This window comes from Lacrimispora sphenoides (genome assembly GCF_900105215.1).
In the GTDB taxonomy this organism is placed as follows: Bacteria; Bacillota; Clostridia; order Lachnospirales; family Lachnospiraceae; genus Lacrimispora; species Lacrimispora sphenoides_A.
Window position 1 is genome coordinate 1,989,485 of the sequence record NZ_FOIP01000001.1, and the last position, 17,869, is coordinate 2,007,353.

Annotated in this window: 13 protein-coding genes; 11 read left to right on the top strand and 2 right to left on the bottom strand. The window is 43.3% G+C overall.

The window, feature by feature from the left end; all coding sequences use genetic code 11:
• Positions 1-71: 71 nt before the first annotated feature.
• The 7 genes from BMW45_RS09125 to BMW45_RS09155 all read left to right on the top strand — a co-directional run bounded on the left by BMW45_RS09125 (position 72) and on the right by BMW45_RS09155 (position 8,364).
• The gene (locus BMW45_RS09125) at positions 72-1,820 is read left to right on the top strand and encodes a LytS/YhcK type 5TM receptor domain-containing protein (protein WP_092242513.1); all 1,749 of its coding nucleotides are present in this window, start codon (positions 72-74) and stop codon (positions 1,818-1,820) included.
• The gene (locus BMW45_RS09130; protein ID WP_092242516.1) at positions 1,817-2,560 is read left to right on the top strand and encodes a LytR/AlgR family response regulator transcription factor; all 744 of its coding nucleotides are present in this window, start codon (positions 1,817-1,819) and stop codon (positions 2,558-2,560) included. The genes BMW45_RS09125 and BMW45_RS09130 overlap by 4 nt, the downstream gene beginning before the upstream one ends.
• A 145-nt stretch (positions 2,561-2,705) precedes the next feature.
• Positions 2,706-4,145: a carbon starvation CstA family protein gene (locus BMW45_RS09135; protein ID WP_092242518.1), complete on the top strand. Its 1,440-nt coding sequence runs from the start codon at positions 2,706-2,708 to the stop codon at positions 4,143-4,145.
• A 289-nt stretch (positions 4,146-4,434) separates the two neighbouring features.
• Positions 4,435-5,709: an L-cysteine desulfidase family protein gene (locus BMW45_RS09140; protein WP_092246305.1), complete on the top strand. Its 1,275-nt coding sequence runs from the start codon at positions 4,435-4,437 to the stop codon at positions 5,707-5,709.
• A 2-nt stretch (positions 5,710-5,711) separates the two neighbouring features.
• Entirely contained in the window at positions 5,712-6,908 is a 1,197-nt protein-coding gene (locus BMW45_RS09145; RefSeq protein WP_092242520.1) for a dicarboxylate/amino acid:cation symporter, read from the top strand.
• A 77-nt stretch (positions 6,909-6,985) separates the two neighbouring features.
• Positions 6,986-7,546, top strand: a complete 561-nt coding sequence (locus BMW45_RS09150; RefSeq protein WP_092242523.1) for a COG3415 family protein — start codon at positions 6,986-6,988, stop codon at positions 7,544-7,546.
• Positions 7,513-8,364: an IS3 family transposase gene (locus BMW45_RS09155; protein ID WP_242883106.1), complete on the top strand. Its 852-nt coding sequence runs from the start codon at positions 7,513-7,515 to the stop codon at positions 8,362-8,364. The genes BMW45_RS09150 and BMW45_RS09155 overlap by 34 nt, the downstream gene beginning before the upstream one ends.
• A gap of 92 nt (positions 8,365-8,456) precedes the next feature.
• On the opposite strand, the gene BMW45_RS09160 is transcribed toward BMW45_RS09155, so the two are convergent.
• Entirely contained in the window at positions 8,457-9,095 is a 639-nt protein-coding gene (locus tag BMW45_RS09160; protein WP_092242528.1) for a peroxiredoxin, read from the bottom strand.
• A gap of 434 nt (positions 9,096-9,529) precedes the next feature.
• On the opposite strand from BMW45_RS09160, the gene ltrA reads away from it, so the two are divergent.
• Both ltrA and BMW45_RS28720 read left to right on the top strand, forming a co-directional pair.
• A complete protein-coding gene (gene ltrA / locus BMW45_RS09165; RefSeq protein ID WP_092242531.1) occupies positions 9,530-10,807 on the top strand; it encodes a group II intron reverse transcriptase/maturase in 1,278 nt (425 codons plus the stop codon).
• A 508-nt stretch (positions 10,808-11,315) separates the two neighbouring features.
• Positions 11,316-13,118, top strand: a complete 1,803-nt coding sequence (locus tag BMW45_RS28720) for a hypothetical protein (RefSeq protein ID WP_092242534.1) — start codon at positions 11,316-11,318, stop codon at positions 13,116-13,118.
• Positions 13,119-13,277: 159 nt separating this feature from the next.
• On the opposite strand, the gene BMW45_RS09175 is transcribed toward BMW45_RS28720, so the two are convergent.
• A complete protein-coding gene (locus BMW45_RS09175; RefSeq protein ID WP_092242537.1) occupies positions 13,278-14,192 on the bottom strand; it encodes a hypothetical protein in 915 nt (304 codons plus the stop codon).
• A gap of 639 nt (positions 14,193-14,831) precedes the next feature.
• On the opposite strand from BMW45_RS09175, the gene BMW45_RS09180 reads away from it, so the two are divergent.
• The gene (locus BMW45_RS09180; protein ID WP_025230132.1) at positions 14,832-15,404 is read left to right on the top strand and encodes a TetR-like C-terminal domain-containing protein; all 573 of its coding nucleotides are present in this window, start codon (positions 14,832-14,834) and stop codon (positions 15,402-15,404) included.
• Positions 15,405-15,887: 483 nt separating this feature from the next.
• Positions 15,888-17,681: an oleate hydratase gene (locus BMW45_RS09185; protein WP_092242540.1), complete on the top strand. Its 1,794-nt coding sequence runs from the start codon at positions 15,888-15,890 to the stop codon at positions 17,679-17,681.
• Positions 17,682-17,869 lie beyond the last annotated feature (188 nt).

Here is a 17,869-nt window from a genome sequence, read left to right on the forward strand (position 1 = left end):
TGTGCTGCATTTTTACTTATTATTTGATATAATTTTATTATATCTCACATTTGATCAAGGAGGGATTTTCCATGCCTGATACCATGTTTTTCAGTCTCCTGTTAAATATTGGCCTCCTGGTGCTCATTGCCACTATGCTGACCAAAATACCCATCGTACGCAGCATGCTTTTGTACGATAAAAATTCTGCCGGCTGCACAGTATCCCTGGCAGTTATATTCGGTCTCGTCAGCATTATTTCCACCTATACGGGTGTGCACGAACAGGGAGCCATCGTTAACACCCGTGTGATCGGCGTATTAGCGGCCGGCCTGTTAGGAGGCCCATGGGTCGGTATGGGGGCGGCCCTGATCGGAGGGCTGCACCGTTATTTTTTTGATATCGGCGGCTTTACTGCCGTATCCTGTGCCGTATCTACCTTCATGGAAGGCCTTGCAGGGTGTATTTTCTCCCGCCGTTTCAAAATGGGAAAAATAGACAGCTCCGGAATCTTTCTGCTTACCGCGATTGTCGAAACGGGACAAATGGCAATTATTCTCCTGATCTCAAGGCCTTTTCCGGCGGCCATACAGCTGGTGAAGGTGATCGCATTTCCAATGATCATCATGAATGCACTGGGCATGATCATCTTTTTAGGAACCTTTAACATGGTATTTATGGAGGAAGACAGCCAGTTTGCCGAAAAAATGCGCCTTGCACTGGGAATTGTGGAGCAGAGCCTGCCCCATCTGCGTAAGGGCTTATACAGCAAAGAGGATATGGAGGCTGCTGCGGAAATCATTTACTGCTCCACGTCCTGTGCCGCCATATTGATCACGGATACCCGGAAGATTCTGGCTATGAAATCCGATACAGGGTTATGCGCCTTAAAAGGAGATTCCATCCTGGCTCCTATTCTCGCCTCTTTACATGACCGGAATTCTACTATTTTTGATTATGCAGAAAAAGATGATCCTTTTTATCCCATAGTAAAAAACCACATGATTGTGGCCGCTCCCCTGATCGAAATGGACCATATCATCGGCAGCCTGACCATGGTGGTCAAAAAGCATTGGCACAGTTCACGATCTGACTTAAGTTTTGCTTCTGAACTGGCCAGGCTTTTCTCCACTCAGCTGGAGCTTTCTTATCTGGAATACCAGAAAAAGCTGCGGCGCAAAGCGGAGTTTAAGGCATTACAGTCCCAGGTTAACCCACATTTTTTATACAATGCGCTCAATACAATTTCTTACGTCAGCCGGGAGAACGCGGACAGGGCAAGGGAACTTCTCCGCTCCCTCTCTACCTACTACCGGCAGACTCTGGAAAATGACCAGTATATGCTGAACCTGCATACGGAACTTTATCACATATCAAGCTATCTGGATCTTGAAAAAGCCAGATTTGAAGAAAAGCTATGTGTGGAAATCAACATTGAGGAGGATTTAAACTGTATGGTTCCCGCCTTTATTCTCCAGCCTCTGGTGGAAAATGCCATCCGTTACGGAGCCGATCAAATGGGAATCCGTCTGGTGTCCATTCATGCCCATGCAGACAGCGACCGGATCGAAATAGCGGTTTCCGACAATGGAACTGGATTTCCCCAGGAGATTCTTACGCGGCTGTATGCAGGGCAGAGCTATGGAGGTGTGGGACTGGAAAATGTCCATAAGCGGTTAATGAGCATCTACGGACAGGAGAACGGACTTCACATTCAAAGCTCAGAAAATGGCTCCAAGGTTTATTTTCTGATCCCCGTGGCAGTTTCAGAATTTAAGTATGTGGAAGAGCTTGCCGCAACCATAAGTCAGAAAAACAATGGAATGGAGGTATCATCATGAAAATTGCAGTGATCGATGACGAGCGTCCTGCCAGAAAAGAGCTGATCCATCAGATTTTGTCCATTCTGCCGGACAGCCTGATTAAAGAGGCCGGCAGCGGAGCATCCGCCCTGGAACTTCTTGAGGACCAGTCCTTTGATCTTCTGTTTTTGGACATTAACTTAAATGACATGGAAGGAACTACCCTGGCATCGGCGGTAAAGCGCATGCTGCCGGAGGCACAGATTGTTTTCGCTACGGCCTACTCCCAATATGCGGTGAAGGCATTTGAACTGGGGGTAAGTAATTATATCCTGAAACCCTTTGATCCGGAAAGGGTACGGCTGGTCCTAGAAAAATGCAGCCGGGATCTGGCCAGTCTGCAAAAAGAAAAGATACCGGCGGAAGACAGGTTCCCGCCTTTTCCAGCCAACCGGATGCCAATCTGCGTGAACCGTACCATCACACTGCTGGACATCAGCCAGATCGTTTATATTGAAACCTGCCTAAGAAGCTGTATCATACATACTGTTTCAAAGGATTACACGGAAAACCAGCTGCTGGGAGAATACGAAAAACGTCTGGTGCCTTACAGCTTCTGCCGTATCCATAAGAGCTATCTGGTCAATTTAAACTACATCGCAGAAATGTTTCCCTGGGCCGGCAACAGTATGGCGGTTAAGATGCAGGGATTTGAACAAAACATCCTTCCTGTAGGCAGAGAAAAAGTCAAACATTTAAGACGGCTCATCGGTATTTAAAATGCTTCCCTCCGGTTTATGACAGCCATTCTGCTTTTTGTGCATTTAGCACTTACGTTCATACAAATATCATTTATTTTTGTACATATTACTGTATAATCGTTGATAGAAATGGTTTTCATAATAGTTTACAGGAGGTATGAATATGATAAGTTTCTTTGTATGTCTGGCATTGCTGATCATCGGATTCTTAACCTACAGCAAGGTGGCCGAAAAGGTTTTCGGCCCGGATGACAGAAAAACCCCTGCTCTGACCATGACAGATGGGAGTGATTATGTACCAATGGGTACACCCAGGATTTTTCTGATCCAGCTTTTAAACATTGCAGGTCTGGGGCCAATTTTCGGTGCTCTGGCCGGAGCATGCTGGGGGCCCAGCGTATTCCTGTGGATCACCCTTGGCACCCTTTTTGGAGGAGGCATCCATGATTATATGGTGGGCATGATGTCCATGCGCCATAAAGGAGCCAGTGTTTCTGAGCTTACGGGTACATACTTGGGAAATACCATGAAGCAGGTCATGCGGGTGTTCTCCGTGATCCTTCTGGTTCTGGTCGGGGTTGCCTTTTCAACCGGTCCCGCAAATCTTTTAGCCATGCTGACACCGGATATACTTGATTCCCGGTTTTGGCTTGCTGTAGTATTGATTTATTATTTTATTGCGACATTTGTCCCTATCGACAAGGTCATCGGCAAGATTTACCCGTTTTTCGGCATTTGTCTGATTGTTATGGCGCTGGGGGTAGGAGGTGCCATTCTTTTTAAAGGTTACCATATTCCTGAAATCACCTTGTCAAACCTTCATCCGTCAGAAACTCCCATCTGGCCGACCATGTTCATATCTGTTGCATGCGGTGCTATTTCCGGCTTTCATGCAACCCAGTCTTCGCTTATGGCACGCTGCCTTACCAATGAAAATGATGGCCGTAAGGTATTTTACGGTGCAATGGTGGCAGAAGGTGTGATCGCCCTGATCTGGGCGGCTGCAGGTGTTGCATTTTACGACGGTACCGGTGGTCTTTTAACTGCACTGGGAAACGGACAATCCAGCGTGGTCTATGAAATCTGCTTCAAACTTTTGGGGCCTGTGGGTGCGGTCATCGCCATGATCGGAGTCATTGCCTGTCCCATTTCTTCAGCAGATACCGCTTATAGAAGTGCCAGGCTGACGCTGGCCGACTGGTTCCAGATGGACCAGAAGCCTGTTAAAAACCGGCTGATTCTTACCATTCCTCTTCTGGCAGTCGGCTCCGTTCTTACTCAGTTTGATGTACAGATTGTATGGAGGTACTTCTCCTGGAGCAACCAGACCCTGGCCATGATTGCGCTCTGGTCCGCAAGCGTATATTTATACCAGAGGAAACGTTTTTACTGGATCACAGTACTTCCGGCAACTTTTATGTCCGCAGTATCCTTCACTTACATTCTGATCGCGAAAGAAGGGTTCCAGCTTTCCACCGGCATTGCTTATCCGGCAGGCATCCTGTTTGCAGCGGTATGCTTTGGAGTATTCGTTTATACCTGTATTCTTGGCAAAGGCAAAGATACTTCCAATGCCTCAGAAGAGGAAAAGGCCACGGCATAATCTTTTAAGGGGTTAGAGAATTAAAAATTCCATATGAGCTTATTTAAGAGCAGAGAAATTTGCATCTTGAATAAGCTCTCTTTTTAATGTTAAGTAGAAAGACGCCAGATAGCCCTCTTATAACGTACCCTTTCTTCTGTTGATTTATAAATTTTAAACATTATCATAAAATAATTAAATTATACATACATGTGTTTTTATGGTACATTAAAGTTACTTAGAAATCCGTACCTATTGGTATACGTTTTCCGGAAGATCAATGATATTGCAGAAAGGACTTAACGTTAGTATGGAAAAGGCAAATATAAAATATGGTGCCTTTGTGCAGATATTGAGAGAAGAGCTTATTCCTGCCATGGGCTGTACCGAACCGATCGCTTTGGCCTATGCTGCTGCCGTGGCAAGGAGAACGCTGGGGGAAATGCCAGACAGAGTGGTAGTAGGGGTAAGTGGAAGCATCATCAAAAATGTGAAATCTGTGATTGTTCCTAACACAGGCCATTTAAAGGGAATTCCTGCTGCAGTGACAGCGGGTATCGTAGCAGGGAAGCCAGAGAAAGAGCTGGAGGTCATTGGGGCAGTAACGCAGGAACAGATCATGCAGATGAAAGAATTTATGGAAAGAACGGAGGTCAGGATAGAACACATTAAAAGCGGATTTACCTTTGACATTATAGTCACTCTGTATAAAGACTCTTCTTACAGTAAAGTTCGCATTGCCAATTTCCATACCAATATCGTTCTCATTGAGAAAGACGGAAACATATTGAAACAACGGGAAGCATTGATGGAAGAACAGCCATTGACCGACCGGGGTTTACTCAATATGGAGGATATCTGGGACTTTATCAATACAGTAGACATCTCGGATATCAAAGAAATCCTGGACCGGCAGATTCAATATAACTGGGCCATTGCCGAGGAAGGGCTTAGGTGCAGTTATGGGGCCAACATCGGCAAGGTTCTTCTATGGTCGTCCGGGAATGATGTTGCTGTAAAGGCAAAGGCTATGGCGGCAGCTGGTTCGGATGCCCGTATGAATGGCTGTGAATTGCCGGTCATAATTAATTCAGGAAGCGGTAATCAGGGGATTACAGTTTCCGTGCCTGTCATTGTATATGCAAAAGAACGAAAAGTCAGCGCGGAAAAAATGTACCGGGCCCTGGCTTTATCCAATCTGGCCGCAATACATCAGAAAACGCCCATCGGCAGATTATCCGCTTATTGCGGGGCGGTTAATGCAGGGGCGGGGGCAGGAGCAGGTATTGCTTATTTATGCGGAGGGGGCTATAAGGAAGTCATACATACGATGGTTAATGCACTTGCAATTATATCAGGTATTGTATGCGATGGGGCAAAGGCCTCCTGTGCAGCAAAGATCGCTTCTTCCATTGATGCCGGTATTTTCGGTTACAGCATGTACATGCAGGGGCAGCAGTTTCTTGATGGTGACGGCATCGTTACCAAAGGTGTGGAGGCCACACTTAAAAATGTTGGTAGATTGGCGAAAGAGGGTATGAAGGAAACCAACGAGGAAATTATTAAAATCATGATAGGAGAATAGGTATGAAAAAAATAATAAGTAGTTTACCTTTTAAATTACTTTTTGGGGTAGTTCTGGGGATTCTGATTGGACAGGTAGCAGGCGAACATGTCATGAATTTTGTCGTGACAGTGAAATACATATTAAATCAGGTTATTACATTCTGTGTTCCTCTCATTATCATTGGCTTTATCGCTCCTTCGATCACAAGGCTGGGTAATAATGCTTCCAAAATGCTGGGCGTAGCAGTTACCGTTGCATATATATCTTCCATTGGGGCGGCATTTTTCGCAATGACGGCCGGCTATATCATGATTCCCCATCTGTCCATCGCTACCGATGTAGACGGACTCAAGGAACTTCCTGGAATCGTGTTCCAGCTGGATATTCCGCAGATCATGCCGGTAATGAGCGCATTGGTATTTTCCCTGCTCCTGGGCCTGGCCGCAACCTGGACAAAGGCAAAGGTGATTACCGAAGCATTGGAAGAATTTCAGGAAATCGTGCTTTCCATTGTAACAAAAATTGTTATCCCTATGCTGCCTGTATTCATCGCATTTACCTTTTGTGCCCTCTCCTACGAGGGAACCATTACCAAGCAGCTTCCAGTATTCTTTCAGGTTGTCCTTATCGTCATGATAGGCCATTTTATCTGGCTGGCACTGCTTTATGCAATCGGCGGTATTTATTCCGGGAAGAATCCTATGGATGTCATCAGAAATTACGGACCTGCTTATATCACCGCCGTAGGTACTATGTCATCGGCCGCTACCCTGGCCGTGGCACTCCGCTGTGCAAAAAAGTCTCAGCCTACTTTACGTGATGATATGGTGGATTTCGGCATTCCGCTGTTTGCCAACATTCATCTGTGCGGCTCCGTTTTAACAGAGGTATTCTTTGTAATGACTGTCTCAAAAATACTTTACGGAGCCTTTCCATCCTACGGAACCATGGTGTTGTTCTGCGTTTTATTAGGTGTATTTGCCATTGGTGCCCCGGGCGTTCCAGGAGGAACAGTAATGGCATCTCTTGGTCTTATAACAGGAGTTTTAGGCTTCAGTGAAACAGGAACAGCCCTTATGCTGACCATTTTCGCATTGCAGGACAGCTTCGGCACAGCTTGCAACGTAACCGGTGACGGTGCATTGACCATGATTCTGACTGGATTCGCTGAAAAGCATGGAATAAAAAGAGAAAAAATAGAATCAGGAATTTCATAAAAACAATTCATAAAATACCCCCTTCAGCCTGATATGTACCCCCTTTACTGGACAGCACCAGTAAAGGGGGTTTTTACGTGAAATATGATTTTGTATTTAAATTAAATTGTGTCGAGCTATACAGAAATGGCCAATGGCCTGAAATACCAGCAGGAATTGGTCAAAAGAATTTTAGAAAACGAATTGTTACTTGGTCAAGAATTGCAGATATTTATGGAATTGATGCTTTAAAGCATCCTTCAACATGTAAAGAACGTACAGCTGAAGAAAGGTATTCTCTTGTAGCTAGAGTTCTAGCTGGAGAATCACAAAAAAGTGTTGCAATAATTGCTGGAATTGATTCAGGCCTATTGTCTAAATGGGTACAGATATATAAAATAAAAGGGTACGATGGTCTGTATTTAAAGAAAGGTAGACATGGTAAGGAGCCCTTCATGAAAAAAGACAATAAACCAAAAGAACTTTCACCTTCTGAAAGAGAAGAATTAATTAGATTAAGGGCAGAGACAGAGTACCTTAAAGCAGAAAATGAATCAATAAAAAAATCTATCGCCTTGAGACGAGAAAAAGAAGCTGCGCAACTCAAGGCGAAAAAGCAGCAATCATTAAGGAACTCCGAGAAAAAGGATATGCCTTAAAGCATTTATTGAAAGCTGTAGGATTATCAAAATCTACATACTATTATGAATTAAATCATGTGTGTTTTGACGTAATCAAAAATAAGAAACTTATGGATGAAATCAATAAGATTTTTGAAGACAATAAGCAACGATATGGTGTTCGCAGAGTTCATCAGGAATTATTAAATAAAGGATATTCCATAAACCACAAAAGAGTACAACGATTAATGCATAAGATGATGTTGGCCGGCAAACGACCTAAAGAGAAATACCATTCATATAGGGGCGAAGTTGGCAGAATAGCTGACAACTTAATTAATAGAGATTTTTGTACAACTGCTCCACTTCAAAAATGGACAACAGATGTATCTCAATTTAACCTGCCATGGGGAAAATGTTATCTTTCGCCTATTTTAGATATGAATACAAATGAAGTTATCTCATACGATTTGTCAAAAAGTCCAAATATGGAGCAAATATCTAACATGTTAGAAAGAGCATTTCGGAAATTTAGTAATACTGAAGGAATCATCTTTCATTCCGATCAAGGTTGGCAGTACCAACATGCGTACTATCGTAATGAATTAAAGAAATATGGAATAATTCAATCTATGTCTCGTAAAGGAAACTGTTACGATAATTGCATTATGGAGACTTTTTTCGGAAGACTAAAGACCGAAATGTTTTATGGACATGAAAAGGATTTTGGATCCTTCGATGAATTTAAGAAAGCAATAGATGAATATATAGATTATTATAATAACAGGAGAATTCAATCAAAAACAAAATGGATGCCTCCTGTAATATACAGGAAGACATCCATCAAGAGTGCCTAATCATCCAGTTGAATAATGATGTGTCCAGAAAACTGGGTACATATCAGCCGTTTCCTGGCTGCAGGGGGTATTTGAACTATTTTACAGCATAATTAACAAGGCTCATTTTTATAGCACCAGAACCAATCAATACAATTTAGTTCCGATGTTCCGGTTTCATTGAGCCGCTCCAACGATTGACTATAAGTACCAGGCGGAGGAACCATTACAGAATTGCCAGGCATCCAGTTTGCAGGAGTTACTACACCGCATTTGTCTGTTGTCTGAAGAGCAGTTAACAGACGCAGTATTTCAGAAATGTTTCTGCCGTTTGTTAGAGGATAAACCAGGATTGCGCGTATGATCTGATTCGGGTCAATGAAAAAAACATTTCGAACGGTTTCCTGCTTATTAACATCCGGGGCAATCATTCCATAAAGGTTTGCAACTTCAGCCATACGGTCGGCGATGACTGGAAACGGAATTTGAACGCCGGTTAATAAACGGATCTGATTTACCCATGCCAGATGGGAAGGGTTACTGTCTATGCTTAAACCTAACAGTTTTGCATTTAATGCTTCAAACTGGTCGTTCGCCTGTGCAAAAGCGATAAATTCGGTCGTGCATACAGGCGTAAATACATTGCTTACGGATGGAAAATATAGAAAAGAGTGAAAGAGACCTAAAAAAATGTTAGGTCTCTTTTTTATGTTTGCCCGCCATGGGCGGGCTCTAATGGGTGAAAGTCCCAAGTGCGCCTAGGCAACGAGGAAGCACATAGCTAAACAGCAAGGGTGTTCATTGTGAGGTGGAATCCGAAGGAAGCTGTAGGCAAACTCTTGGTCCGACGGACAGAAATCACATATTAGGCTCTGAAATACGGATAAGTCTGCATAAAGAGACGAAGTCCAAAAGTTGCTGGAAGTAGGAGTAAATGTGGCGGATAGATGAGAGGAAAGAGCTCGTACCTTAATCGGGGAGGTCTCACAGCGGTATCATTTGCCGAGTAACAACGAACTGTGAGAAGTCAGCATAGTCCATAGTAGTGAGGAAGTTACTGTAATGGAAATGGAGCGAAGGGACGAACAATCAATCAGTTGAAGTAGGTTCCGGCTTGTAATCAAAGCAACACCTGTCGATAACGTCAAAGGTGGCCTAGAGGAACGGGACAGAAAGGAAACAACGCATGGACACAAATAGTCTAATGGAGCAGATAGTAAGTAAAGATAATCTCAATGCGGCATATCTGCAAGTCATACGAAACAAAGGAGCCGCAGGAGTGGACGGAATGGAGTACACAGAACTGGGCGAATACCTTTCGAAAAATGGCGAAACAATTAAGGAACAGCTGAGGACAAGAAAATATAAACCTCAGCCAGTAAGACGTGTGGAGATACCAAAACCAGATGGTGGAATCAGAAATCTTGGAGTTCCAACAGTAACTGACAGATTTATCCAACAAGCAGTAGCGCAGGTGTTAACACCGATCTATGAGGAACAATTCCATGACCAAAGTTACGGATTTAGGCCAAACAGAGGGGCACAGCAAGCAGTCCTGAAAGCATTAGAAATGATGAACGATGGACATAGTTGGATAGTAGATATTGACCTTGAAAAGTTCTTTGACACAGTAAATCATGACAAACTGATGACCATAATCGGAAGAACTATCAAAGATGGAGATGTAATCTCCATAATTAGAAAGTTCTTAGTCAGTGGAATTATGATAGACGATGAATATAAAGAATCCATAATCGGAACACCACAAGGCGGAAATATATCGCCATTGATGGCAAATATCATGCTGAATGAACTGGACAAGGAAATGGAACAAAGAGGACTGGACTTTGTCAGATATGCAGACGACTGTATCATAATGGTCGGAAGTGAACTGGCTGCAAATCGAGTAATGAAGAGCATTTCGAAGTTTATAGAAGAAAAGCTTGGATTAAAAGTGAATGTCAGCAAAAGTAAAGTGGATACCCCCAAAGGAATTAAATATCTCGGATTTGGATTTTACTATGACTCATTTGCCAAACAATATAAAGCTAAGCCACACGCCAAATCAGTAGCAAAGTTCAAGGCAAGAATGAAAGAACTAACATGCCGAAGCTGGGGTGTCAGTAACTCATATAAGATTGAGAAGCTAAACCAGTTGATACGTGGCTGGATAAACTATTTCAAAATCGGAAGTATGAAAGTGCTATGCAAGAAGTTTGATAGTAACATCAGATATAGACTTCGCATGTGTATCTGGAAACACTGGAAGACACCACAAAACAGAGCAAAGAACCTTATGAAGTTAGGGATAGACAGAAGAACTGCATTTAGAACGGCATATGCAGGAGCAAGGATAGCCTATATATGTAATAAGGGTGCAGTGAACGTGGCTATAAATAATGAGAGACTAACCCGATTCGGATTAGTCTCCATGTTGGACTATTACACCGCAAGGAGTGTTTAATGTTAAGTTGATTGAACCGCCGTGTACCGAACGGTACGCACGGTGGTGTGAGAGGTCGGGGAATTTACAAAATTCCCCTCCTACTCGATACCTAACATTTCGGATAGATAAAAGCACAGTCCATCAAACAAGTGCTGGTAACACTTGGGGAGCGAATCTGGCTCATATAACAAGTGTAAAAAAATATGAAGTCATAGAGAATTATCATTTATCTAGGTAACGTTCATGAATGGATCGGCCCTATCGAAGGGAGGGAAGCGTGTGAGCAGAACTGAGTTCCGTTCATGAGTGGGATCGGCCTTATCGAAGAGAGAAGGAAACGAATTAGTGGAACTGAGTTCCGTTCATGAAAGGGATCTGTCTTATCGAAGAGAGAGGGAATGCATATATTAATATATAAAGAGAGGAAAAGCTCTTTATATTTATACCTTAAATTTATACTTTAAATTTATACAGATGGTTTATAAGTATAAAAGTATAATTTGCACCATTATAGGAGGATATTTTAATGAGTAATTTTTGTAATTGTAGGAATCATAATGAAAATTGCTGTTTTGATAAATCGCAAGGCTGCAGATGCTGCGTGGGACCAACAGGACCACAAGGTGTACCAGGGCCTACCGGACCTACTGGACCAACCGGAGCAACTGGCGCTCAAGGACCGATGGGACTACAAGGACCTGTTGGACCGATGGGACCAATGGGACCACGGGGATTTATTGGTCCGACTGGCCCGACTGGTGCCCGGGGACCGATGGGACTACAAGGACCTACTGGATCAACTGGACCAACTGGTGCAACTGGTGCCCAAGGATCTCAGGGCCCGACTGGTCCGACCGGTCCCATAGGACTTACCGGAGCAACTGGCCCGACTGGCCCGACTGGAGCTGCCGGAGCAACCGGCCCGACTGGACCTAGTGGTCTTGCCGGAGCAACTGGCCCGACTGGCCCGACCGGAGCTGCCGGGGCAACCGGCCCGACCGGCCCCATAGGACTTACCGGAGCAACTGGTCCGACTGGCCCGACTGGAGCTGCCGGAGCAACCGGCCCGACTGGACCTAGTGGTCTTGCCGGAGCAACTGGCCCGACTGGCCCGACCGGAGCTGCCGGGGCAACCGGCCCGACCGGACCTAGTGGTCTTACAGGAGCAACCGGCCCGACTGGCCCCACCGGGCTCACCGGAGCAACTGGTCCGACTGGCCCGACCGGACCTACTGGCCCGACCGGACCTACTGGCCCGACCGGACCTACTGGCCCGACCGGAATCACCGGAGCAACTGGCCCGACTGGTCCCACCGGACTTACCGGAGCAACTGGCCCAACCGGACCACAGGGAATAGAAGGACCAACAGGACCAACCGGACCGGCTGGAGGCACTGCCGTAAATAATGAACCATCAAACGCCAACCTCTATACGGTCAACCAATGCAATGGCACAATTGATATTTGGAGTGGAGCCTCCGGAAAAGAACTGGGTTCCATTCAACTGAGCTCAACACCACAGAAGATAACGATCAATCAAGTTACTAAAACTGCATATGTCACAGAACAAAATGGCTCAATTCAGGTGATTGATCTTTTCACTAACCAAATTATTGCTACCATACCGGGAACCTTCGAAGGCTCTCCTGCGATAAATACCGATACAAACCTCGTTTATGTCGGAGATAGCGGTGACGTTCTAAATGTCATCAACGGCGCCACCAATCAGTTAATCACACAAATCCCATTGGCGTCGCCGGCGACCAGCATAGCAGTGAATCCGACTACCAATCTGGTCTATGTTGCCGAAGCAGCCTCAGGCGATGTACAGGTAATTGACGCTTCCACAAACCAGATAGTTCAAACACTTACTGGATTTACGGAACTGCAAAAAGTAGCGGTAGACCCAGTCACAAACAGAGTCTATATCCTGAGCCATAATCCTAATTCTACTGAGCCAAGCAACCTGGGACTGTTGACCACTTTGGACGGAAACACCAACACAATTTTAACTCAACAGGCTTTTCCGGCAACGAGCCTGTATAATGCTGATTTAACCGTAGATCCTGTCAATCATCAAGTTACTGTAAACGGAAGCAATTACAGCGGATCTTCGATGCTATTTGATGAGAACGGAAACCTGCTTAATCTTTTTGGTCCGTTCCAATATAACGGAGGGCTTCCGGGCGGGGCAACGGTCAACCCTGAGACCGGCAATGTATATGAATCAACCTATAGCAATGGAGTACTAATCTTAAATCCAAATGGAACATCGATACAGGTCATTCCCGCTCCCTGCGTCGGAGCTATGGACATGACAAATCTTTAGCGGCAAACAAAGCGGGAGGCATCTCCCAAACGCTTTGCCAAAGGATTTATTAAAGGCTTCATCAATGACTTCATCAAAGACTTTGTTAAAGTTCTGCTAATCATGAGGTTAAACAAATAATAAATAAAACACGTCTTGAAACGAGCTTTGAAAGTCCATTCAAGACGTGTTTTTCCCATTCTTTTGGCAAATTGCTTTTGCTGCTTCCCTCTCACAACGTATCAGGTTGGAAAACAGTTCCTCTGTTTTCTCCAGCACTGCGGCATTGTCCCTGAGGACGGAAGCCTTGAGCAGGCCGTTTTTCACCGCCTGCCAACGGTTGAAATAGTCGGCGTTAAAAATTGTAAGCTCATTTAAAAGGAAGAGCTTCCGATTTTGGAGGTAATATTCATAAAGCAGTCGGCTGTGAATCAGACAATCCACATATCTGGCCGCTTTTTCGGCAACCCTGCGGTCAGTGTTTGGTTTGTTTCCGCTAGGAGGTGCAATGGAATATGTTGGTATTTTACCCGCTTCCATTTGGGAAAGCAACTGCCAAAATGAGAGAGTATCTCCCTCTGCAACATTTAAAAGCTCGGCCAAATCATCTGTTTCCAAAGAATTCTTCTGGGAACGACAAAAGCTAGTAATGTCAAATGCGTGTGTAACAATTACCTCCTGTGTCATTGGTTCTTTCTGGTTTCCGTAAGTCGGATCATAGCACAAAAAGTCATTGCCGCCCGCAGGCTTGGCAAGAAAATAGTGATAGCCGTTGAACCTGCCAAAAGACGGGGTCCAATGAATGTGAAACGGGTCCATTCCAATGATAAAATACATTTCTTTGTCACATTGTAGGAAACTGCTTTTGTTTTCTTTTGGCATACCGCAGGCAAAAACTTCCGAATGTGCGCCCAGATGGTTCAGGTTTGTAAGTAGGCGTTTGGAAGAAAACGACTTACTACAGGGATTAAAATCAAAATCGGTTTCCGAAAACAACGTTGCAAATGCGTCAATAATAGGAATACCAAAGGCATTTGCTGCACTTACAACACTGCTGTAATAGCAATTCAAGCCTGGAAAGTTGAAAAGCTTCATAGAACAGCACCTCGTGCTCTTTCTGGTAATAGTATTTAATTATATGTATATTGGCAATGGCTTGGAATTATACAACATTACTTTTTGCTGAACGAACTAAGACAATACAATTTCTCCACACTTCTAAAAGCAGTCTCTTACCCACATGCCCACAATGCCGATGACGGTTTCCACCCCGCTTCCTCACCCGACAAGGTACAGCCTTCTCTTGACCCTACCACAAATTCTATGAATTTATGGCTAGGGATTCACCCTCACGCTTCGCTCACCCGACAAGGGACGCCTTCCCTTGCTACCATAAACCCTTGCAGAATTTATGGCAGGAATAGGGCGTTACACGTCGTACCGCAGATTGCAGGCAAAGTCTGCAACTATCAAAGATTTTCGTATGTAACAAACGAAGTTTTCTATATGCCTGAGTGTTACAAAGAATGTCCATTATTAGGGAAATCCTTATTCTAGCTGGATTTTATTGTGTTACAATCTAATTTTTAAAGTATAAAAAATTAGTGGCTGTAACTAACGTGAGCAATATTATTGGGGAGGGATATCGGATAGAAGGGGGAGGCTTAATATATTTGCAAATATTAGCTTTCATGTTATAATATTAAGTGAAATATTGGGTTTTGGAGGTATAATTTGGCAAAACAATATACAAAAAAGATGATTCGGGATATGTGCATTAAAATGCTGAATGAGCGTCCCTTGAATAAAATCACAGTAAAAGATATTGTTAAAGCCTGTGATATTAACAGAAATACTTTTTATTACCATTATCCAGATATATATGCAATTTTATCGGAAATTTTCCAGTCGGAGCTTCAAAATGCCATTGATGAATATAATGATACCCTTTCATGGGAGGAAGGCTTTCTTGTTGCGGCTAAATTTGCAATGGAAAACAGAAGAGCCGTTTATCATGTATATAATTCCATGCAGAGAGAGGAATTGGAAAATTATATTTTCAGCGTTGCCGGAAATGTTATGTACCGTTATGTTGAAAGAGAAAGCGAAAGCGAAGGGATTCAAGCCTCCACCAAAGATAAAAAACTCATAGCCTCTTTCTATCAATGCGCTCTTACTGAAATGGTGCTGCGCTGGATAGGCTCAGGAATGAAAGAAGATCCCAATGTAATCATCAGACGCATCGGCGAGCTTTTTGACGGTCATATCACACTGTCCCTTAAAAGGAGTGGAAAACTTGATTTTTAAAATATTGCCAAATCAAATGGATAAAGTAAACGAACTTAAGAATAAGCAAATAGGCCGGAAAGTTAGGGTAATATTTCAAGCTGATTTTTCTGAAGCATTTGCCGCTTATGGAATTTGATTATTTTAAGGTCTAAATGCTAGACAAATAAGCCCCAGTGTTCGATTTTTGAACACTGGGGCTTATTTGTCTAATGAAAAGTTGTGAAAAAAGTTATATGATGTAGGAAATAAGGTTGCCGGCGTTCATAAAATTGAAGGGGTATTGCCTATTGTTAATACCAGGTGAACGCTCAAAACTCTAATTACAGCAAAATAACATGAAGGGAGTAACAAAAGCCTGTTTTTCATAAACGGCTTAAATATATAAAACCTCTATATTTTAGTCATTAAAATATACGGATTTTGTTGCTGTTATTATTCTAATTTTGCTATACATTACTTCAGTTAACATTTAAAATAAAAATCTTGAAAGAGGGGCTAAGAATGAAAATTAAAACTCATGATGAAAGACTTACTCTTACAAACGGCACATATCATGCTTTGGTTCATGCAAGAAAGCCGAAAGGAATCGATGATAAGAAAGCCTATTTAATCGGTACAGGCATCGGTGCCTTGGCTGCAGGCTGCTTTTTGATTCGGGACGCTCATATGGACGGCAGCAAAATTGTTTTTTTAGAGCAGCTTGATATTCCCGGAGGTTCTTTAGACGGTGCAGTTATGCAAAACACAGGTTATGTAGCACGCGGCGGCCGTGAAATGGGCCAGTGCTTCGAGGTCCTTTGGAACTTGTTCAGCTCTTTACCATCCACAGAGGATCCGAATATGACTGTATTGGATCATCTGTATTATACAAACCTGGAAGACCCCAACTACAGCAATTGCCGTATTACGAAAGAACGCGGCGTTCGCTATGACAACGGTAAATTCAATTTAGGCCAGGAGCTTGCAAAAGAACTTGCTATGTTTGTAGCAACATCCGATGAAGAGCTTGAAAACAAAACCATAGAAGACGTATTCTCCGATGAGCTTCTTGACAGTGATTTCTGGACATATTGGAGAACTATGTTTGCCTTTGAAAACTGGCACAGCGCACTTGAAATGAAGCTCTACATGAACCGTTTCATACATCATGTGGGCGGTTTGCCTAACCTTTCAGCTTTGCAGTTCTCACGCCATGACCAGTATACTTCCTTCGTAATGCCTATGGTTAAATATTTGAAGGAAAATGGAGCAACATTCAGATATGGAGTTACCGTAAACAATGTAGAGTTTGCAATTTCTCAAGAAAAGAAGGTTGCTAAAAAGATTGTTGCAGTAGATAAAGAAGGAACAGACATTTCTATGGACTTGTCGGAAAATGATTTAGTATTTATTACAAACGGTTCCATGACAGAAGGCTCCGGATACGGTGATGACAATACGCCTGCTCCTTTCAATAAAGAGCTTGGCGGATGCTGGACACTTTGGAAAAATATCGCTGATCAATGCGATGAATTCGGAAGACCAGATAAATTCTGCGGAGAGCCTGAAAAATCTAATTGGGAATCCTGTACTGTAACATGCCATGACGAAAGCGTGCCCAAATATATTGAAAAGATTACAAAACGCTCACCTTACACAGGCCGTACAGTAACAGGCGGTATAGTTACCGCATTGGATTCTTCATGGCTTATGAGCTGGACAATAAACCGTCAGGAACAGTACTACGGACAGCCTGAAAAAGACGTTGTAGTTTGGGTATACGGTTTATTCTCCGATGTTCCGGGAGACTATATTAAAAAGCCCATGAGAGACTGTACCGGCAAGGAAATCACAAAAGAATGGTTGTATCATATAGGAGTGCCTGTTGATGAAATAGAGGAGTTAGCCAATACATGTACAGCTATCCCAGTAATGATGCCGTTCATAACTTCTCAATTTATGCCACGTGAATCTGGTGACCGTCCTTATGTAGTGCCTAAGAATGCAGTAAACTTTGCTTTCCTTGGACAGTTCGCTGAAACATTGGATGATCCCGGCCGCGATACAGTATTTACCATTGAATATTCCGGACGTACAGCTATGGAAGCCGTATATGTTTTAACCGGAGTCGAAAAGGGTGTTCCCGAAGTATTTGCTTCCCGTTACGATATTCGTTATCTTCTCAGCGCAGGCGTATGTCTTCTTGACGGAGAAAAACTGGAAATAGACTTGCCCCCTCTTAAAAAAAGCAAGATTATGAAGCAATTAGCAGGAACGGACATTGAGGTAATGCTGAAAGATTGTGGGGTTTTATAAAATAACCAAAGTTGTGAAATTAGATAAAAAGGTTAAAATCCCGGTTTTTAAAAGCCGGGATTTTAATTTATAGCCAGTCAAGTTAAAAAATGTACAGATTCCGTGTAAGAAAGGTTCTAAAAGTCCTATAACGGTTTTCAATTTCGTTTACTGTACAAATAAAAGTAACAGGAGCCTTTATCAAAACG